This is a genomic window from Winslowiella toletana (assembly GCF_017875465.1).
Taxonomy (GTDB): Bacteria; Pseudomonadota; Gammaproteobacteria; order Enterobacterales; family Enterobacteriaceae; genus Erwinia; species Erwinia toletana.
Genome location: NZ_JAGGMQ010000001.1, coordinates 899,036 through 915,755 on the forward strand (window position 1 = coordinate 899,036; position 16,720 = coordinate 915,755).

12 protein-coding genes and 1 pseudogene are annotated in these 16,720 nt (G+C 56.2%); all 13 read right to left on the reverse strand.

Annotated elements, in window-relative coordinates; translation table 11 throughout:
* Positions 1-39: 39 nt before the first annotated feature.
* The 13 genes and pseudogenes from J2125_RS04140 to nuoC all read right to left on the reverse strand — a co-directional run bounded on the left by J2125_RS04140 (position 40) and on the right by nuoC (position 16,661).
* Complete coding sequence (locus J2125_RS04140) at positions 40-1,164, reverse strand: MFS transporter (RefSeq protein WP_017803439.1); 1,125 nt, start codon at positions 1,162-1,164, stop codon at positions 40-42.
* Positions 1,154-2,524: an HdeD family acid-resistance protein gene (locus J2125_RS04145; protein WP_051050861.1), complete on the reverse strand. Its 1,371-nt coding sequence runs from the start codon at positions 2,522-2,524 to the stop codon at positions 1,154-1,156. Before J2125_RS04145 ends, J2125_RS04140 begins: the two co-directional genes overlap by 11 nt.
* A 220-nt stretch (positions 2,525-2,744) precedes the next feature.
* The gene (nuoN, locus tag J2125_RS04150; RefSeq protein ID WP_026112032.1) at positions 2,745-4,202 is read right to left on the reverse strand and encodes an NADH-quinone oxidoreductase subunit NuoN; all 1,458 of its coding nucleotides are present in this window, start codon (positions 4,200-4,202) and stop codon (positions 2,745-2,747) included.
* A gap of 6 nt (positions 4,203-4,208) precedes the next feature.
* Positions 4,209-5,729: an NADH-quinone oxidoreductase subunit M gene (gene nuoM / locus J2125_RS04155; protein ID WP_017803436.1), complete on the reverse strand. Its 1,521-nt coding sequence runs from the start codon at positions 5,727-5,729 to the stop codon at positions 4,209-4,211.
* A 214-nt stretch (positions 5,730-5,943) separates the two neighbouring features.
* On the reverse strand, positions 5,944-7,782 hold the full coding sequence (nuoL, locus tag J2125_RS04160) for an NADH-quinone oxidoreductase subunit L (RefSeq protein ID WP_017803435.1): 1,839 nt from the start codon (positions 7,780-7,782) through the stop codon (positions 5,944-5,946).
* Positions 7,779-8,081, reverse strand: a complete 303-nt coding sequence (gene nuoK / locus J2125_RS04165) for an NADH-quinone oxidoreductase subunit NuoK (RefSeq protein WP_017803434.1) — start codon at positions 8,079-8,081, stop codon at positions 7,779-7,781. The genes nuoL and nuoK overlap by 4 nt, the downstream gene beginning before the upstream one ends.
* Entirely contained in the window at positions 8,078-8,632 is a 555-nt protein-coding gene (nuoJ, locus tag J2125_RS04170; RefSeq protein ID WP_017803433.1) for an NADH-quinone oxidoreductase subunit J, read from the reverse strand. The genes nuoK and nuoJ overlap by 4 nt, the downstream gene beginning before the upstream one ends.
* 10 nt (positions 8,633-8,642) lie before the next feature.
* The gene (nuoI, locus tag J2125_RS04175; protein WP_017803432.1) at positions 8,643-9,185 is read right to left on the reverse strand and encodes an NADH-quinone oxidoreductase subunit NuoI; all 543 of its coding nucleotides are present in this window, start codon (positions 9,183-9,185) and stop codon (positions 8,643-8,645) included.
* A gap of 14 nt (positions 9,186-9,199) precedes the next feature.
* On the reverse strand, positions 9,200-10,177 hold the full coding sequence (gene nuoH / locus J2125_RS04180) for an NADH-quinone oxidoreductase subunit NuoH (RefSeq protein ID WP_017803431.1): 978 nt from the start codon (positions 10,175-10,177) through the stop codon (positions 9,200-9,202).
* Positions 10,174-12,900, reverse strand: coding sequence for an NADH-quinone oxidoreductase subunit NuoG (nuoG, locus tag J2125_RS04185; protein WP_017803430.1), 2,727 nt, complete (start codon positions 12,898-12,900; stop codon positions 10,174-10,176). Before nuoG ends, nuoH begins: the two co-directional genes overlap by 4 nt.
* Before the next feature lie 92 nt (positions 12,901-12,992).
* The gene (gene nuoF / locus J2125_RS04190; RefSeq protein WP_017803429.1) at positions 12,993-14,333 is read right to left on the reverse strand and encodes an NADH-quinone oxidoreductase subunit NuoF; all 1,341 of its coding nucleotides are present in this window, start codon (positions 14,331-14,333) and stop codon (positions 12,993-12,995) included.
* Positions 14,330-14,845 (reverse strand): NADH-quinone oxidoreductase subunit NuoE, encoded by a 516-nt coding sequence (gene nuoE, locus J2125_RS04195; RefSeq protein WP_017803428.1) that lies wholly within the window; start codon positions 14,843-14,845, stop codon positions 14,330-14,332. Before nuoE ends, nuoF begins: the two co-directional genes overlap by 4 nt.
* Before the next feature lie 2 nt (positions 14,846-14,847).
* Positions 14,848-16,661 (reverse strand): annotated as a pseudogene (nuoC, locus tag J2125_RS04200) (NADH-quinone oxidoreductase subunit C/D).
* Between the last annotated feature and the right edge of the window lie 59 nt (positions 16,662-16,720).

Here is a 16,720-nt window from a genome sequence, read left to right on the forward strand (position 1 = left end):
TGTTTCTCCCCCCCTGATTAATCGACCAATAACTATACCCTAAATCGTTCGCGTTGCCCGCAGCGCAAAAAGCGTAAAGAGAGCGCAGCATAATGCCGCCATCAACGGTAAACCGTGCAATGTCAGCGACATCGCGATACCGCCAAGGGTTGGCCCCAGCAACGCGCCGACGCCCCAGCCTACCGACAAAATAGCATAGGCCCCTGTCAGCTCGGCGCCGCGAAAATGCTGACCAGTCAGGGTGATGATCACGGTATAAATACCGACAAATACCCCGCCCCACAGAAACAGCAGCGTACGCGCCAGCCACAGTTCGCGCAGCGCCAGCGGCCAGATTAGCGCTCCGAAGGTAGAGAGCGCCGCCAGGATAACAATCAGCCGCCGCCGATCGACCCGGTCCGCCAGCCAGCCAATCGGCAACTGCAATACAATCGCCCCCACCATCAGGATTGTAATCAGTGAGGTGGCATCAGCTTCACGCCAGCCAAGATTGATTGCATACAGCGGCAACAGATTCATGCCTGCGCACTCCAGCGCAGCATTCAGCACCGTTGCGCTGAGCGCCAGCGGCAGCATTTGCAACCAGCGCCACAGTGAGCGTTTTATTTCCTGTTCAGCGGCGATCGCCCCGGTCTGCGCCAGCAGCATCGCGGCCGCTGCGGCCAGCGCAATGATTGCGCCGAGCATAAAGGCGCCGCCGCCGCTGCCATGCAGGCTGAGGATTAGCGGCCCGGCGGCGAAACCCAGTGACAGCATTGCGGTATACAGCGCCAGATTTTTTGCCCGGTGCTGTTCTACCGTAACCTGATTTAACCAGGTTTCGGTTACCACCAGAATCACTTCCGTCGCCACGCCCAGCAGCAGGCGTAGCAGAAACCAGCTGGCCACCGGCAGCACGGGAAACAGCATCAGCAGCAGACCGGCAGCCAGTAAGGCAGTAAACATCAGCTGGCGCGTGGAAAAAGTGCGGCATAACCCTGGCAACGCCGGGGCAATCAGCAGCACACCCAGCGCATGCATCGCCGCGTTAATGCCAATAAAGGTTTCACTGTAGCCACGACTGTCCAGCGTAAGCGCAATCAGCGGTGCGCTCAGACCGTAAGTCAGACCAAAAATAGTGACCGCCGCAATCACCGCGGCCTTCGCGCGTAATTCAGCTCTCATGCTGGCCGCCACCTGCCTTTCTCTGCGCTCTGCGCTGTCGCGCTTGTTGCTTAATCATCCTGCGCCGGAGCGCGAAAGCTTCACGCACCCGCTTATGCCATGCGCGACTGTGAACGGGCGTAATCACCGCGTTCAGCAGGCGGACATAATCCAGCGCCAGGCCTGGCGTCCAGGTCATCTGTTCCGCACGACCGCGCACCAGTCCCAGCAGCCAGAAATTGGGGTCAAAAAACAGGCGAACGCCGGGGAACAGATAGCGCCCCATCGCCCCTTCTGTCGCGACATCCAGCGCCTGCACCACCGTCGAAGAGCAGTTGCGTGAGGTAAGGTTGTAAGTGCTGTCCGCTGAGAAAGCCTGCCAGTAATTACGCAACGCCGCGGCATTGTAATACGTAAACAGCACCTGCTGGTCCGGTTCGCACCAGTCGGCAATCTCCTCTTCCAGCGAGGTCAGAAATCGTCCGGCAACATCGTTCTCCTCCCCGGCACGTAACATAGCGCGGAAATTACCGCTGTCGCGGTCGATATCATCAAACGGATAGTGGCTGATATAGAGGTCTGGCAGCATTTGCAGCGCGGCATGGCCGGTGGAGATTACGCCGTTTTGATCAACGGCGGCAATATAGCGATCGATAACCCGCCGGCGGTCGGTCACCACCGCCGTGCCCACTGGCGTCCATACCAGCACCGTAAGCGGTTGCGGCGGCGGATCTTCGGGGAATGGCGGATGCTGATATGTTACTTCACGCCAGTGGCGCAGCCCACGCGAGGTAAATAGCGGCAGCGACATCACCGACGTGTTGTCCGGCAGCAGCAATACCTGACGCGCCATCAGCATTAATGACAGTCCGGAGGTTATCAGCAGCAGAGCAAAACAGAGCGGTACGGTGACATGGTGATGGAATGGCCAGTTGCTGAAAATCAGCATACTGAGTCCAATCTCAATTACGCCAGAAATAATCTGACGCCGCCATTTCGGCGTGCGCAGCACCAGTGACGAGCAAATACGAAACAGCCCGTCGCCAAGAAACGCCACGCCAAACAGCAGCGAGGCAAGAATATTATTATCCCAGGGAAGATCGAACACCAGAAAGGCAATAAACAGGAAACCCACGCCTTTCAGGATACCGGGCCAGTGAATGCGGATATCAATAATCAGCGCCGCAGCAATCTCCACCAGCCCTTCCACCACCAGCAGAATTGCCAGCATATCCAGCGGCACGGATAAGCGACCATCATCGGCGATATCGATAAATATCACGATACCCAGCGCGATCCAGCACAGTCCGAAAAGCCCCATCAGCAGCCAGCGCGACTTCAGCACATGCGCGCCTGACAGTAAGAAAATCAATCTTATCAAGTGACATCTCCGCCGCAATTGAGATGTCTTTAAATTAGCAACAAGCCAGAAAGCGTACAAAGTAAACGATGCAATATTGTGCAGTAGTAAAAATTTTGCAAAAAAAAAACAGGCCCACATCGGCCTGTTTTTCATTGTGCAACTTATCAACACGGGCGGCGAGAACGCCCCCCCTACAGGGGTCGCTTGTAGAGGCGGCGTTCTCGCCGCCCGCAAATGATTACATCAGCGGCTGCGCCATTTGTACCAGATGGATCAATGGCTGCGGATAGATACCCAACAGCAGCACCAGAATCGCGGAGATCAGCACCACCACCCCACCGGCAGTAAATGCCCAGTTAGCGGGCGTATCACGCTGCAACAGTTCTGGCGGGCTGAGATAGAGACTGACCGTCACGCGCAGATAGTAGTAGAGACCAATTGCACTGCCGAGTACCACGGCACCAGTCAGCCACCATAAATGCGCACCGACACCCACGGCAATAATGTAAAACTTGCCGATAAAGCCCAGCGTCATCGGGATACCCGCCAGCGACAGCATCATCACCGTCATCACCGCCGAGAGAATCGGACGATGCCAGAACAGACCACGGTAGGAGTAGAGTGAATCCGCATCCGGGCCACGGTACGGGCTGGACATCAGACTCACTACGCCAAAGGCGCCGAGGCTGCTGAACAGGTAACCGGCCAGATAGACACCGACAGATTCCAGCGACAGCTGATGCGTCTGAATCGCAATCAGCGCCACCAGCAGATAACCGAGGTGGGCGATGGATGAGTAACCCAGCAGACGCTTGATATTGCTCTGCGAGATCGCCATCAGGTTACCGAACAGGATCGAGGCAAAGGCGATAATGCCCAGCACGGTACGCACTGCTTCGCTGTCGGTCACCGGCGCATACATAAACAGACGCATCACTACCCCAAAAATAGCGATTTTGCTGGCGGTAGCGAGGAAAGTGGAAACCGGTGCTGGCGCGCCCTGATAAACGTCCGGCGTCCAGAGATGGAACGGCACCAGCGACAGTTTAAAGCCGAGGCCGACAATCATCAGACCAAGCCCCACCAGCAGCAGCGGCTGCGTCAGCATGCTGTCATTCAGACTTTTGCCGAGCGCCACAAAGCTCAGGTTACCGGAATCGGCATACACCAGCGCCATACCAAACAGCAGGAATGACGATGCTGCGGCAGAGAGAATGGTGTACTTAATTGCCGCTTCCAGCGAGCGTTTCTGACGGAAAGCATAACCAATCAGGCCAAACAGCGGCAGCGAGATCAGCTCAATACCGATAAACAGCGCAGCCAGGTGGTTGGCGCTGGCCAGTACGATGCCGCCGAGCGCCGCAATCAGCACCAGCAGGTAGAACTCTTCACGGTTGTCGGGATAACCCTCCAGCCATGGGTAAGCAAAAGTACAGGTGGCAAGACTGGCGAGGATCACCAGCCCGGTATACAGCATCGAGTAACCATCTACGCGCAGTAGTGGCGTGACATCCATCGGGCCAGCCTGGCCGACAAAGAACAGTGACAGTAGCGCCACGTTCAGACCGATCACCGTCAGCGTAGCGTTGACGAAGTGGTTGCGTCGCCACGCAATGGACAGCATCACAACCACCACCGTCAATCCGACGATCAACAGCGGCAGCAGCGCGATCAAATGTTGAGGAGTTATTGTCATGGCGAATTACGGCCTTGTAGTTGAAATTGAAGCGGTAAACCACTGCTGAATATTGCTCATCGCAGCATGTGAGGTGTCCAGAATCGGCTGTGGATAAACGCCCAGCAACACCAGCAGAACCACCAGCACCATAATCATCAGGAATTCGCGCGGTGACATGCCTGGCAACGGCGTGTCGGATTTTGCCGGACCGTAGTAAGCGCGTTGCATCATAATTAACGAATAAACCGACGCAAAGACCAGACCGAAGGTGGCGATAATAATCACCACCGGCGCAACCTTGAAGCTGCCGGTCAGAATCATAAATTCACCGACAAAGTTACCGGTACCTGGCATGCCGAGATTGGCCACCGCAAAGAACAGCGACAGACCTGGCAACCACTTGATACGTGACCACAAGCCGCCCATCTGGCGCATATCACGGGTATGCAGACGTTCATACAGCTGACCGCAGAGGATAAACAGCGCCGCCGCCGACAAGCCGTGGGCGATCATCTGAATTACCGCGCCCTGGAACGCCAGCTGGCTGCCGGTATAAATCGCAATCAGCACAAAGCCCATATGGGAAATCGAGGTGTAAGCAATCAGACGTTTGATATCGTACTGGGTGAAGGCCATCCACGCACCGTAGAAGATACCGATAATCCCCAGCCCCATCGCAACTGGCGCGAACTCAGCGGATGCATTCGGGAACAGCGGCAGGCTAAAGCGTAACAGGCCGTAAGCCGCGGTTTTTAACAGGATCCCGGCGAGGTCGACCGAACCGGCGGTTGGCGCCTGGCTGTGAGCATCGGGTAACCAGCCGTGCAGCGGCACTACCGGCATTTTCACCGCAAAGGCGATAAAGAAGCCGAGCATCAGCAGATATTCAACACCGTGTGACATCGGCGTTTTCAGCAGTTCGGTATAGTTGAAGGTCCAGACGCCGGTGGCATTATAGTGAACAAATACCAGTCCAAGAATGGCAATCAGCATCACCAGACCGCTCGCCTGGGTGTAGATAAAGAACTTGGTGGCGGCGGTAATACGGGTTTTACCGTCGGATGCCTTATGACCCCAGAGCGCGATCAGGAAGTACATCGGCACCAGCATCATTTCCCAGAAGAAGAAGAACAGGAACATATCGATGGCAAGGAACACGCCGATTACGCCACCGAGGATCCACATCAGGTTGAGATAGAAGAAGCCCTGATTGTTCTCAATCTCTTTCCACGAACAGAGTACCGCCATCAGACCGAGCAGGCCGGTCAGCACCACCATCAGCAGCGACAGACCGTCGAGCGCCAGATGGAAATTAATGCCGAAACGGGGGATCCACGCGGCGGAGAATTCAGATTGCCACTGTGGCAAGCCTGCGGCCTGTGTCAGCGAGTAGCCGCCCTGCATCCACAGTTGCAGCGACAGCACCAGCGTCAGACCCATGGTGATCAGCGCGATCCAGCGCGGTACTTTCGTACCAAAGCGCTCAAACTGCCAACACAGCAAGCCACCGACAAAGGGTAACAATATAAGCCAAGGCAATAACATGGCGAGTCTTTCCCTTACTTGGGCCCCTCATGGGCTATCTCACTCACGGTTTTGCTTCCCGGCAGTGCTCGCAATCCTCACATACTGAAGTATGCTGCGGTTACTGTGCGCTGGCGGTAAGCAAACTCGTTTCGCCGATAACGCCCATCCATCTGGGGTTTATTTTCAAATTTCTTATTCTGGGATGAGGCTTGCCCCACCCCGCTCACTAACCTTAAATCACCAGCAGCAGGGCCAGCACCACCACGGCGCCGACACTCATGGAGGCGATATACCAGCGCAGATAGCCGTTTTCACTGACCACAAGTCCCTTGTTCGCGAAGCGCGACAGGATTGCCGGGGTGTTCATCAGACCATTCAGCGGATCGCGTTGCAGTAGCCAGGCGACAGCAAGATAAGGTTTCACGAACACTTTGTCGTACAGCCAGTCGAAGCCCCATGCGACAAACCACCAGCTGCTGAAGAAGCGGCCAACCGGGCTGTTAGCGACCGCGATCACCAGTTTACGTTTGCCCAGCCACAGCGATGCGGCCAGCAGAATACCGGCGATAGCCACCACGCCAGAGGTGATTTCCAGCGTCAGGACGCTGCCGTGCGACAGTTCCGTGGTATCAGGCAGCACGCCCTGCAACGGCGGAACAATCATCGCACCAATAAAGGTTGAGAGAATCAGTAACACAATCAGTGGCAGATGATGGGTGATGCCTTTACCTGCATGCGCATGGATCTGCTCTTCACCGTGGAAGGTGATAAAAATCATACGGAAGGTATACAGCGAGGTCATAAATGCCCCCACCAGACCGGCAACCATCAGATTCAGATGACCGTTTGCCAGCGCTCCCGCCAGGATCTCATCCTTACTGAAGAAGCCTGCGGTTATCAGCGGCAGTGCTGACAGCGCCGCGCCACCCACCAGGAAGCAGACATAAACTAACGGGATGCTTTTACGCAGGCCGCCCATTTTGAAAATGTTCTGCTCGTGATGACAGGCCAGAATGACTGAACCGGAAGAGAGGAACAGTAACGCTTTAAAGAAAGCATGGGTCATCAGATGGAAAATCGCCGCATCCCACGCCTGCACGCCAAGCGCGAGGAACATATAGCCAATCTGGCTCATGGTGGAGTAAGCCAGCACGCGTTTAATATCGGTCTGCACCAGCGCGGCAAAACCTGCCAGCACCAGCGTAATCGCGCCGATAATCCCCACCAGATGCAGCACTTCCGGCGTCAGCAGGAACAGGCCATGTGAACGGGCAATCAGATAAACCCCCGCTGTCACCATGGTCGCCGCGTGAATCAGTGCGGAAACCGGCGTCGGGCCAGCCATCGCATCGGCCAGCCAGGTCTGCAACGGCAGCTGCGCGGATTTACCTACGGCACCACCCAGCAGCATCAGCGTCGCCCACTGCAACATATGATTGTCAGCAGCAAAGTGCGCTGGCGCCAGTTCGACCATTTCGCGGAAGTTCAGCGTACCCAGCTCGTTCCACAGAATAAACAGTGCAAAGGCAAGGAACACGTCACCGACACGGGTGATGATAAACGCCTTCATCGCCGCCGCGCCGTTATTCGGGTTGGTGTAGTAGAAACCGATCAGCAGGTAGGAGCACAGCCCCACCCCTTCCCAGCCGAGATACATCAGCATCAGGTTATCGGCCAGCACCAGAATCACCATGCTGGCGATAAACAGGTTGGTATAAGCGAAGAAGCGCGAATAGCCCTCTTCACCACGCATATACCAGGAGGCAAACATATGAATAAAGAAGCCAACGCCGGTGACCACCGACAGCATGGTCAGCGACAGGCCGTCCAGCGTCAGATTGACGTCAATTTTAAAGTTGCCGACCTGCATCCAGGTCCACAGCGCCTGATTAAATGCCTGCTGACCGTGATTAAAGAAATCCACTCCGGCGAACAGCGTCACCAGCGCGGCCAGACCGACCGAACCGATACCAACAGTGGCGGAAAGATTTTCTGACCAGCGACCGCGGGAAAATGCCAGCAGCAAAAAGCCAATCAGCGGGAACAGAATAGTTAAGTAAAGAAGATTCATCCGCGCATCTCGCTTACTGTGTCAATGTTCAGAGTCTGACGACGGCGATGCAGCTGCAGTAACAGCGCGAGGCCAATACTGGCTTCCGCCGCCGCGAGGCTGATTGCCAGGATATACATCACCTGACCATCGGCCTGTCCCCAATAGCTTCCCGCCACCACAAACGCCAGTGCCGCAGCGTTAATCATGATTTCGAGGCTAATTAACATAAACAACAGGTTGCGGCGCAGCACCAGTCCGGTTAGTCCGAGAACGAACAGAATAGCCGCCAGAATCAGTCCATGTTGCAGAGGGATCATGCTTGTTCCTCCTTGTTACTTTTTGCCGCATCCGCCGGGCGGTTGCTTAACAGCTCACCCTGGCGATCTTCACGTCCGACGTGGAATGCCACCACCAGGCCTGCCAGCAGCAGCATCGACGCCAGCTCAACCGCCAGGACATAAGGGCCAAACAGACTAATGCCGACCGCTTTCGCATCAATCATGGTGCCTTCGATACCCTGATCGTTAACGGTGCTAATCGCGTAAATCAGTACTGCCAGCAGCAGCAACGCCATCACCCCGGGTCCGATCCACAATGTCGGTTTCAGCCACTTACGCTCCTGCTCCTGCACCGCTTTACCGAGATTAAGCATCATTACCACGAACACGAACAGCACCATAATGGCGCCAGCGTAAACGATGATCTCCAGCGCACCGGCAAAGTAAGCGCCCAGTGAAAAGAACACCCCGGCAATCGCTAACAGTGAGATGATCAGATACAGCAACGCATGTACCGGATTAGTGTGGGTGATGACGCGTAATGTCGTCAGTACCGCCACCAGTCCGCAAATATAAAACGCAAATTCCATGCCTGGCTCCTTAAGGTAACAAGCCTTTGACGTCGATAGGTTTGGCTTCGTTTTCGGCGTCGCCCTTGTCTTTACCCTCGATCGCCATACCCGCCATACGATAGAAGTTATACTCCGGATATTTACCCGGGCCTGAAATCAACAGGTCCTCTTTCTCGTACACCAGATCCTGACGCTTAAACTCACCCAGTTCGAAATCCGGGGTAAGCTGGATTGCGGTGGTCGGGCAGGCTTCTTCACACAGGCCACAGAAAATGCAGCGCGAGAAGTTGATGCGGAAGAATTCCGGATACCAGCGGCCATCCTGCTGCTCCGCCTTTTGCAGCGAAATACAGCCAACCGGACAGGCGACAGCACACAGGTTACAGGCCACACAGCGCTCTTCGCCGTCCGGATCGCGCGTCAGCACGATACGGCCACGATAGCGCGGCGGCAGGTAAACCGGCTCTTCCGGATACATCAGCGTTTCGCGTTTGGCGAACGCATGCATCCCGATCATCCAGATGCTGCGTACCTGGGTCGCGAAACCAACCACTATCTCTTTCAATGTCATGGTTATTTAACCCCTTACTGCGCGGTGTACAGAATCACTGCGGCAGTCGCCAGCAGGTTCAACAGCGTCAACGGCAGACAAACTTTCCAGCCAAAAGACATCATCTGGTCATAGCGCGGACGCGGTAACGCAGCACGAATCAGAATAAACATCATCATAAAGAACGCGGTTTTCAGCGCAAACCAGATAAACGGAGGCAACCAGGGTCCGTGCCAGCCGCCAAAGAACAGCGTCACAATCAGCGCGGAGACGGTTACGATGGCTATATATTCACCCACAAAGAACAGACCGAACTTCATACCGGAATATTCGATGTGATAACCATCGGCCAGTTCCTGCTCGGCTTCCGGCTGGTCAAACGGATGACGGTGACAGACCGCGACGCCAGCGATGGCGAAGGTCAGGAAGCCGAAGAACTGCGGGATAATATTCCACACATGCGTCTGGCTGTTGACAATATCGGTCATATTAAATGAACCCGCCTGCGCCACCACGCCCATCAGCGACAGGCCGAGGAACACTTCGTAGCTCAGGGTCTGCGCCGACGCACGCATCGCGCCCAACAGGGAATATTTGTTATTGCTCGCCCAACCGGCAAACAGCACCGCGTAGACCGCCAGACCGGCCATCATCAGGAAGAACAACAGACCGATATTCAGGTCGGTCACCACCCAGCTCGGGCTGACCGGCACAATCGCAAACGCCAGCAGCAGTGAGGTAAAGGCGATCATCGGCGCCAGCGTAAAGATCACCCGATCCGTAAATGGCGGGATCCAGTCCTCTTTAAAGAACATCTTCAGCATGTCAGCCACCAGCTGCAGCGAGCCGCCCCAGCCGACACGGTTTGGCCCGTAGCGGTTCTGGAACAGACCGAGCAGACGACGCTCACCAAAGCTCATAAAGGCGCCGCAGATCACCACCACCAGCAAGATCACTACCGCTTTCAGGATACTCAGCAGGATGTCGATAACATCCGGAGTTAGCCAGCTCATTGCGCCGCCTCCCGCAGATTGTCAATATTCGCACCTGACAGGTACGGCGGAATGCCCGGCAACCCGATCGGCAAACCGACCTGTCCGGCCTGCAAAGCATCAGAGAAACGCACCGGCAGACGCAGGTGGTGACCCGCGCAGCTGAACTCCACCGCGCTACCGGCATTAACGCCCAGTTTTGCGGCATCAGACGGGTTGACCATCACATACGGCTGCGGCATGCGCGTCTGAATCACCGGCGCACGCTGGGTCATCTCTTCACTGCCGAACAGATGGTAGTAAGGCGCGACGCGCCACTGATGGTCACTGCCGCTAAAGGCGGCTGGCACCTGTTCAAACCACGCCAGCTGACCTTCGCTGGCTTCAAACAGACGCACACCCGGATCGCCATGACGCAGTTTGCCGCCCACTTCTGCCTGGAACTTGTTCCACGCCTGCGGTGAGTTCCAGCCTGGCGCCCAGGCAAACGGAATCTGCTGACGATCGGCCAGTGGGTTGTTGTTCCCTTCCATTGAGAAGGAGAACATGCTGTCTTTATCCTGCGGCTGACGCGGTTCATGCACGCTGATATTGGCGCGCATCGCGGTACGGCCACTGGAGCGATGCGGAGAACGCGCCAGTTTCTGACCACGAATACGGAAGCTGGCATCCGGCGCCGCTTGTTTGATCGCCGCCAGCTGTGGCAGCGCCGCGACCGCAGCGTCAATCACATGGTCCAGCTGCGTCCAGTCAACACTGCGACTCTCAACGGTGCTGTGCAGCGAATGCAGCCAGCGCCAGCTTTCCAGCATCTCCACCGTAGTGTCGTAATAGGCCGGGTCGTAAACCTGGAAGAAGCGCTGCGCGCGGCCCTCCTGATTGACCACCGTGCCATCACTTTCGGCGAAGCTGGCGGTAGAGAGAATCAGACCGGCTTTTTCCATGGTGGCGGTACGCTGGTGATCGATCACAATCACATTCTGCGTATTGTTCAGCGCCGCATCGACCTGCGCGGCGGGCGCCTGACGGTAGAGATCGTTTTCCATAATCACCACCGCATCGGCGCTGCCGCTGGCCAGCTCTTCCAGCGCGGCATCCAGCGATTTGCCGCCGATCATACTGAGTCCGACGCTATTCGCTGCCGAGGCCAGCAGGGTGATACCGACATCGGCACCACGCCCTTTCAGCGCTTTCGCCACGTTAGCGGCGGCTTCAATCATTGCCGGGCTACCGGAATGAGTGCCGGAAATAATCAATGGCTTACGCGCACCGGCCAAAGCCTGCACGATGACATCAATTTTGCCTGCCAGACTGCGCTCAATCCCTTCCACCGCCGGCGCGCTGTTATCCAGCGCATGGGCAATGGCAAAGCCGAGACGCGCCTGATCTTCCACTGGCGCGCGATAGCTCCACGCCGCGATATCATCAAGACGGGTTTCATCGACGTTAGTGACAAACAGCGGGTGTCTGGCGTTCTGGCCGATATTCAGGATCGCCGCGATCTGCCAGTCAGCCACTTTCTGCGCTGCCGCCATTTCGCGTGATTTGCCTTTTACCGCCTGACGCACCGACAGCGCCACACGGGCGCCGGTCTGGGTTAAGTCTTCACCTAATACCAGCACCGCATCGTAACTTTCGATATCGCGCAGCGCCGGGGTATGGATTCCGCCTTCGCGCAGCACTTTCAGCATCAGCTCCAGACGGGTTTGCTCCGCTGCCGGGATACCGGTAGAAAAGTTTTCCGCGCCAACCAGCGCACGCAGCGCAAAGTTGCTCTCGACGCTGGCGCGTGGCGAACCAATACCAATCACTTTTTTCGCCTGACGCAGCACGTCCGCTGCGCCCTGCATCGCCTGGTCGGCATTCAGCGCAATCCAGTCGTCGCCGCGACGCTGCATTGGCTGGCGTGGACGATCTTTCAGATTGACGTAACCATAACCAAAACGACCACGGTCACACAGGAAGTAGTGGTTTACGGTGCCGTTATAGCGGTTTTCGATACGACGTAGTTCGCCATAGCGCTCGCCCGGGCTGGTGTTACAGCCGACGCTGCACTGCTGGCAGATGCTTGGCGCAAACTGCATATCCCATTTACGGTTGTAGCGTTCGGAATGGGTTTTATCGGTAAACACCCCGGTCGGACAGATTTCCACCAGGTTACCGGAGAACTCACTTTCCAGCGTGCCATCTTCCGGACGACCAAAGTAGACGTTGTCATGCGCGCCATACACCCCCAGATCGGTGCCATCGGCATAATCTTTGTAGTACCGCACACAGCGGTAACAGGCGATACAGCGGTTCATTTCATGGGAAATAAACGGCCCGAGATCCTGATTGCGGTGGGTGCGTTTGGTAAAGCGGTAGCGGCGGAAGCTGTGGCCGGTCATCACCGTCATATCCTGAAGATGACAGTTACCGCCCTCTTCACAGACCGGACAATCGTGCGGGTGGTTGGTCATCAGCCACTCCACCACACTTTCGCGGAACTCTTTCGCTTCACCGTCATCAATTGAGATAAAGGTGCCGTCGGAAGCTGGCGTCATGCAGGACATGACCAGGCGACCACGGGTATCTTCGGCATTTTGATATTGCTTCACCGCACACTGGCGGCAAGCACCTACGCTGCCCAGCGCCGGGTGCCAGCAAAAATAAGGAATATCGAGCCCAAGGGACAGACATGCCTGAAGCAAGTTGTCTGCGCCGTCGACCTCATATTCTTTACCGTCTACATGAATTGTAGCCATAGTGAACATGCTTCCGTAAGGCCTGAGTTATCAGGCGTTAAACACAATTCTTTTAATCGGGTAAACCGCGCGAATTTTTATTTCCCTAACCGTTACCAGCGTGCTTTTAACAGGTTTGGCTGAATACCGCCGATCGATCGGGCGTTGCTAAAGACCTGTGGCGCGATGCCAGCTTCAAATTCTTCGCGGAAATATTTAATCGCGCTTTGCAGTGGCTCTACTGCACCTGGCGCGTGGGCACAAAAGGTTTTGCCCGGGCCGAGCTGACGGCAAAGCTGCTCAAGGGTTTCAATATCCCCCGGCTGACCTTTACCCTGCTCCAGCGCACGCAGGATTTTGACGCTCCACGGCAGCCCGTCACGGCATGGCGTACACCAGCCGCACGATTCGCGGGCAAAGAACTCTTCCAGATTGCGCACCAGCGACACCATATTGATCTCGTGGTCGACCGCCATTGCCAGCGCGGTGCCTAAACGGCTGCCAGCTTTACCGATGCTGGCGAATTCCATCGGCAGATCGAGATGGCTTTCGGTCAGGAAGTCGGTGCCTGCCCCGCCCGGCTGCCAGGCTTTAAATTTCAGGCCATCGCGCATGCCGCCAGCATAATCTTCGAGGATTTCGCGGGCAGTGGTGCCAAATGGCAGCTCCCAGACGCCAGGGTTTTTCACCCGACCAGAGAAGCCCATCATTTTGGTGCCAGCATCGTCGCTGTTGGAAATACCCTTGTACCACTCCACGCCGTTGGCAAGGATCGCAGGCACATTTGACAGGGTTTCAACGTTATTGACACAGGTCGGTTTGCCCCAGGCGCCAGCGGATGCCGGGAACGGCGGTTTGGAACGCGGGTTGGCGCGACGGCCTTCCAGCGAGTTAATCAGTGCCGTCTCTTCACCACAGATATAGCGACCGGCGCCGGTATGCACGATCAGCTCAAAATCAAAACCGGTGCCGAGGATATTTTTCCCCAGCAAACCCGCCTCGGTGGCTTCGGCAATTGCGCGACGCAGATTGACCGCCGCCTCGATATATTCCCCGCGCAGGAAGATGTAGCCACGGTAAGATTTCAGCGCAAAGGCGCTGATCAACATCCCTTCCACCAGCTGATGCGGCATCTGCTCCATCAGCAGGCGGTCTTTGTAGGTGCCCGGCTCCATCTCATCGGCGTTACACAGCAGGTAACGGATGTTCATGCTTTCGTCTTTCGGCATCAGGCTCCACTTCAGACCCGTAGAGAAGCCCGCGCCGCCGCGCCCTTTCAGGCCGGAATCTTTTACCAGCGCCACGATCTCGTCGGGCGCCATACCTTTCAGCGCTTTTTCCGCCCCGGCATAACCATTTTTACTGCGATACTCATCCAGCCACACCGGCTGTTTGTCATCGCGCATCCGCCAGGTCAGCGGGTGCATTTCGGCAGTACGAATGATCTGTTTCATTGATACTGCTCCAGTAAAGTGGCGATGGTTTCCGGCGTCAGATGCACATGAGTATCTTCGTCGACCATCATGGTTGGGCCTTTATCGCAGTTACCCAGGCAGCAGGTTGGCAGCAGGGTAAAGCGGCCATCGGTGGTGGTCTGTCCTGGCTTGATATGCAGATTCTGCTCCAGCGCCGCCTGAATCCCCTGATAACCGGTGATATGGCACACCACGCTGTCGCAATAACGAATCACATGACGCCCCACCGGCTGGCGGAAGATCTGGCTGTAGAATGTCGCCACACCTTCGACATCGCTGGCCGGAATCGCCAGCACTTCGGCAATCGCATGGATTGCGCCATCCGGCACCCAGCCACGCTGTTTCTGCACGATCTTCAGCGCTTCAATTGAGGCTGCGCGTGCATCTTCGTAATGATGTTTTTCATGCTCAATTGCGTCACGTTCTGTGGCGCTCAGCACAAAGACCTCATTCTCATCGATCGTTTCGATCGCAATTTTTTGATCGTGCATAATTAGCGGTCCACGTCTGACATAACAAAATCGATACTACCGAGGTATACGATCAGGTCGGATACCAGGCTGCCTCGGATCACGGAAGGAATCTGTTGCAGGTGCGGGAAGCTCGGCGTACGCACACGGGTGCGGTAGCTCATAGTGCTGCCATCACTGGTCAGGTAGTAACTGTTAATCCCTTTGGTCGCCTCAATCATCTGGAAGGATTCGTTGGCCGGCATTACCGGCCCCCAGGAAACCTGCAGGAAGTGAGTGATCAGGGTTTCAATATGTTGCAGGGTGCGCTCTTTTGGTGGCGGCGTCGTCAGCGGATGGTCAGCCTTAAACGGACCTTCCGGCATATTCTTGTAGCACTGCTCAAGAATGCGCAGGCTCTGACGCAGCTCTTCCACTTTCAGCATCACACGGCTATAGCAGTCGCTCACGCCATCGCCGATCGGCACCTCGAAATCAAACTGCTCGTAGCCAGAGTACGGACGCCATTTACGCACATCGAAGTCGACGCCGGTGGCGCGCAGGCCAGCACCGGTGGTGCCCCATGCCAGCGCTTCATCACGGCCATAAGCCGCCACACCTTTGGAACGACCAATCAGGATGCTGTTTTTCAGCGCCGCTTTCACATAGGAATCAAGACGTTTTGGCATCCAGTCGAGGAATTCGCGCAGCAGACGTTCCCAGCCTTTCGGCAGGTCATGCGCCACACCGCCAATACGGAACCACGCCGGGTGCATACGGAAACCGGTGATCGCTTCCACCAGATCGTAAATTTTCTGACGATCGGTAAAGGCAAAGAACACTGGCGTCATTGCGCCGACGTCCTGAATAAAGGTGGAGATATACAGCAGGTGACTGTTAATGCGGAACAGCTCGGAAAGCATTACGCGGATCATATCCACGCGTTCCGGTACCTTAATGCCCGCCAGTTTTTCAACCGCCAGCACATACGGCATTTCGTTAACGCAGCCGCCAAGGTATTCAATACGGTCAGTGTAGGGAATGTAGCTGTGCCAGGACTGGCGCTCGCCCATTTTTTCGGCGCCGCGATGGTGGTAACCGATATCCGGCACGCAGTCGACGATCTCTTCACCGTCCAGCTGCAGAATAATACGGAACGCCCCGTGCGCCGAAGGGTGGTTCGGGCCGAGGTTAAGGAACATAAAGTCCTCATTGGCGGTGCCGCGCTTCATGCCCCAGTCTTCCGGCTTGAAGGTCAGCGCTTCCATCTCGAGGTCCTCTTTCTGCTTTGTCAGCTCAAAAGGATCGAACTCAGTGGCGCGCGCCGGATAATCTTTACGCAGCGGATGCCCTTCCCAGGTCGGCGGCATCATAATGCGCGTCAGATGCGGGTGACCATCAAAGGTAATGCCGAACATCTCCCAAGTTTCACGCTCATACCAGTTGGCGTTCGGGAACAGTCGGGTGAAGGTCGCCACATGCAGATCGTTTTCGGACAATGCCACCTTGAGCATAATGTCGCGATTACGTTCAATGGAGATCAGATGGTAGAAAACGGAAAAATCTGCGGCCGGTAACCCGTCGCGGTGCGTACGCAGACGCTCATCCATACCATGCAGGTCGAACAGCATCACATAAGGTTTTGGCAGTTTGCGCAGAAACTCGCCGATTTCCAGTAATTGTTCACGCTTAACCCAGACCACCGGAACACCGGTGCGGGTTGGCTGAACGGTAAAAGCATCTGGCCCAAAACGATTACGCAGCTCGCCGATCACCGGGTCATCCTGGTGATCCCGGGTTTGCCATGCTGGCTGAGCGAGATCTTGCGTGGTCAAATCTGTCATAAATTGTTCACCATTCTGGCCTGTCGCCAGGCGCACAGTGTTGGCGTCAGGTTGCGGTTCGCGTGATAAATTG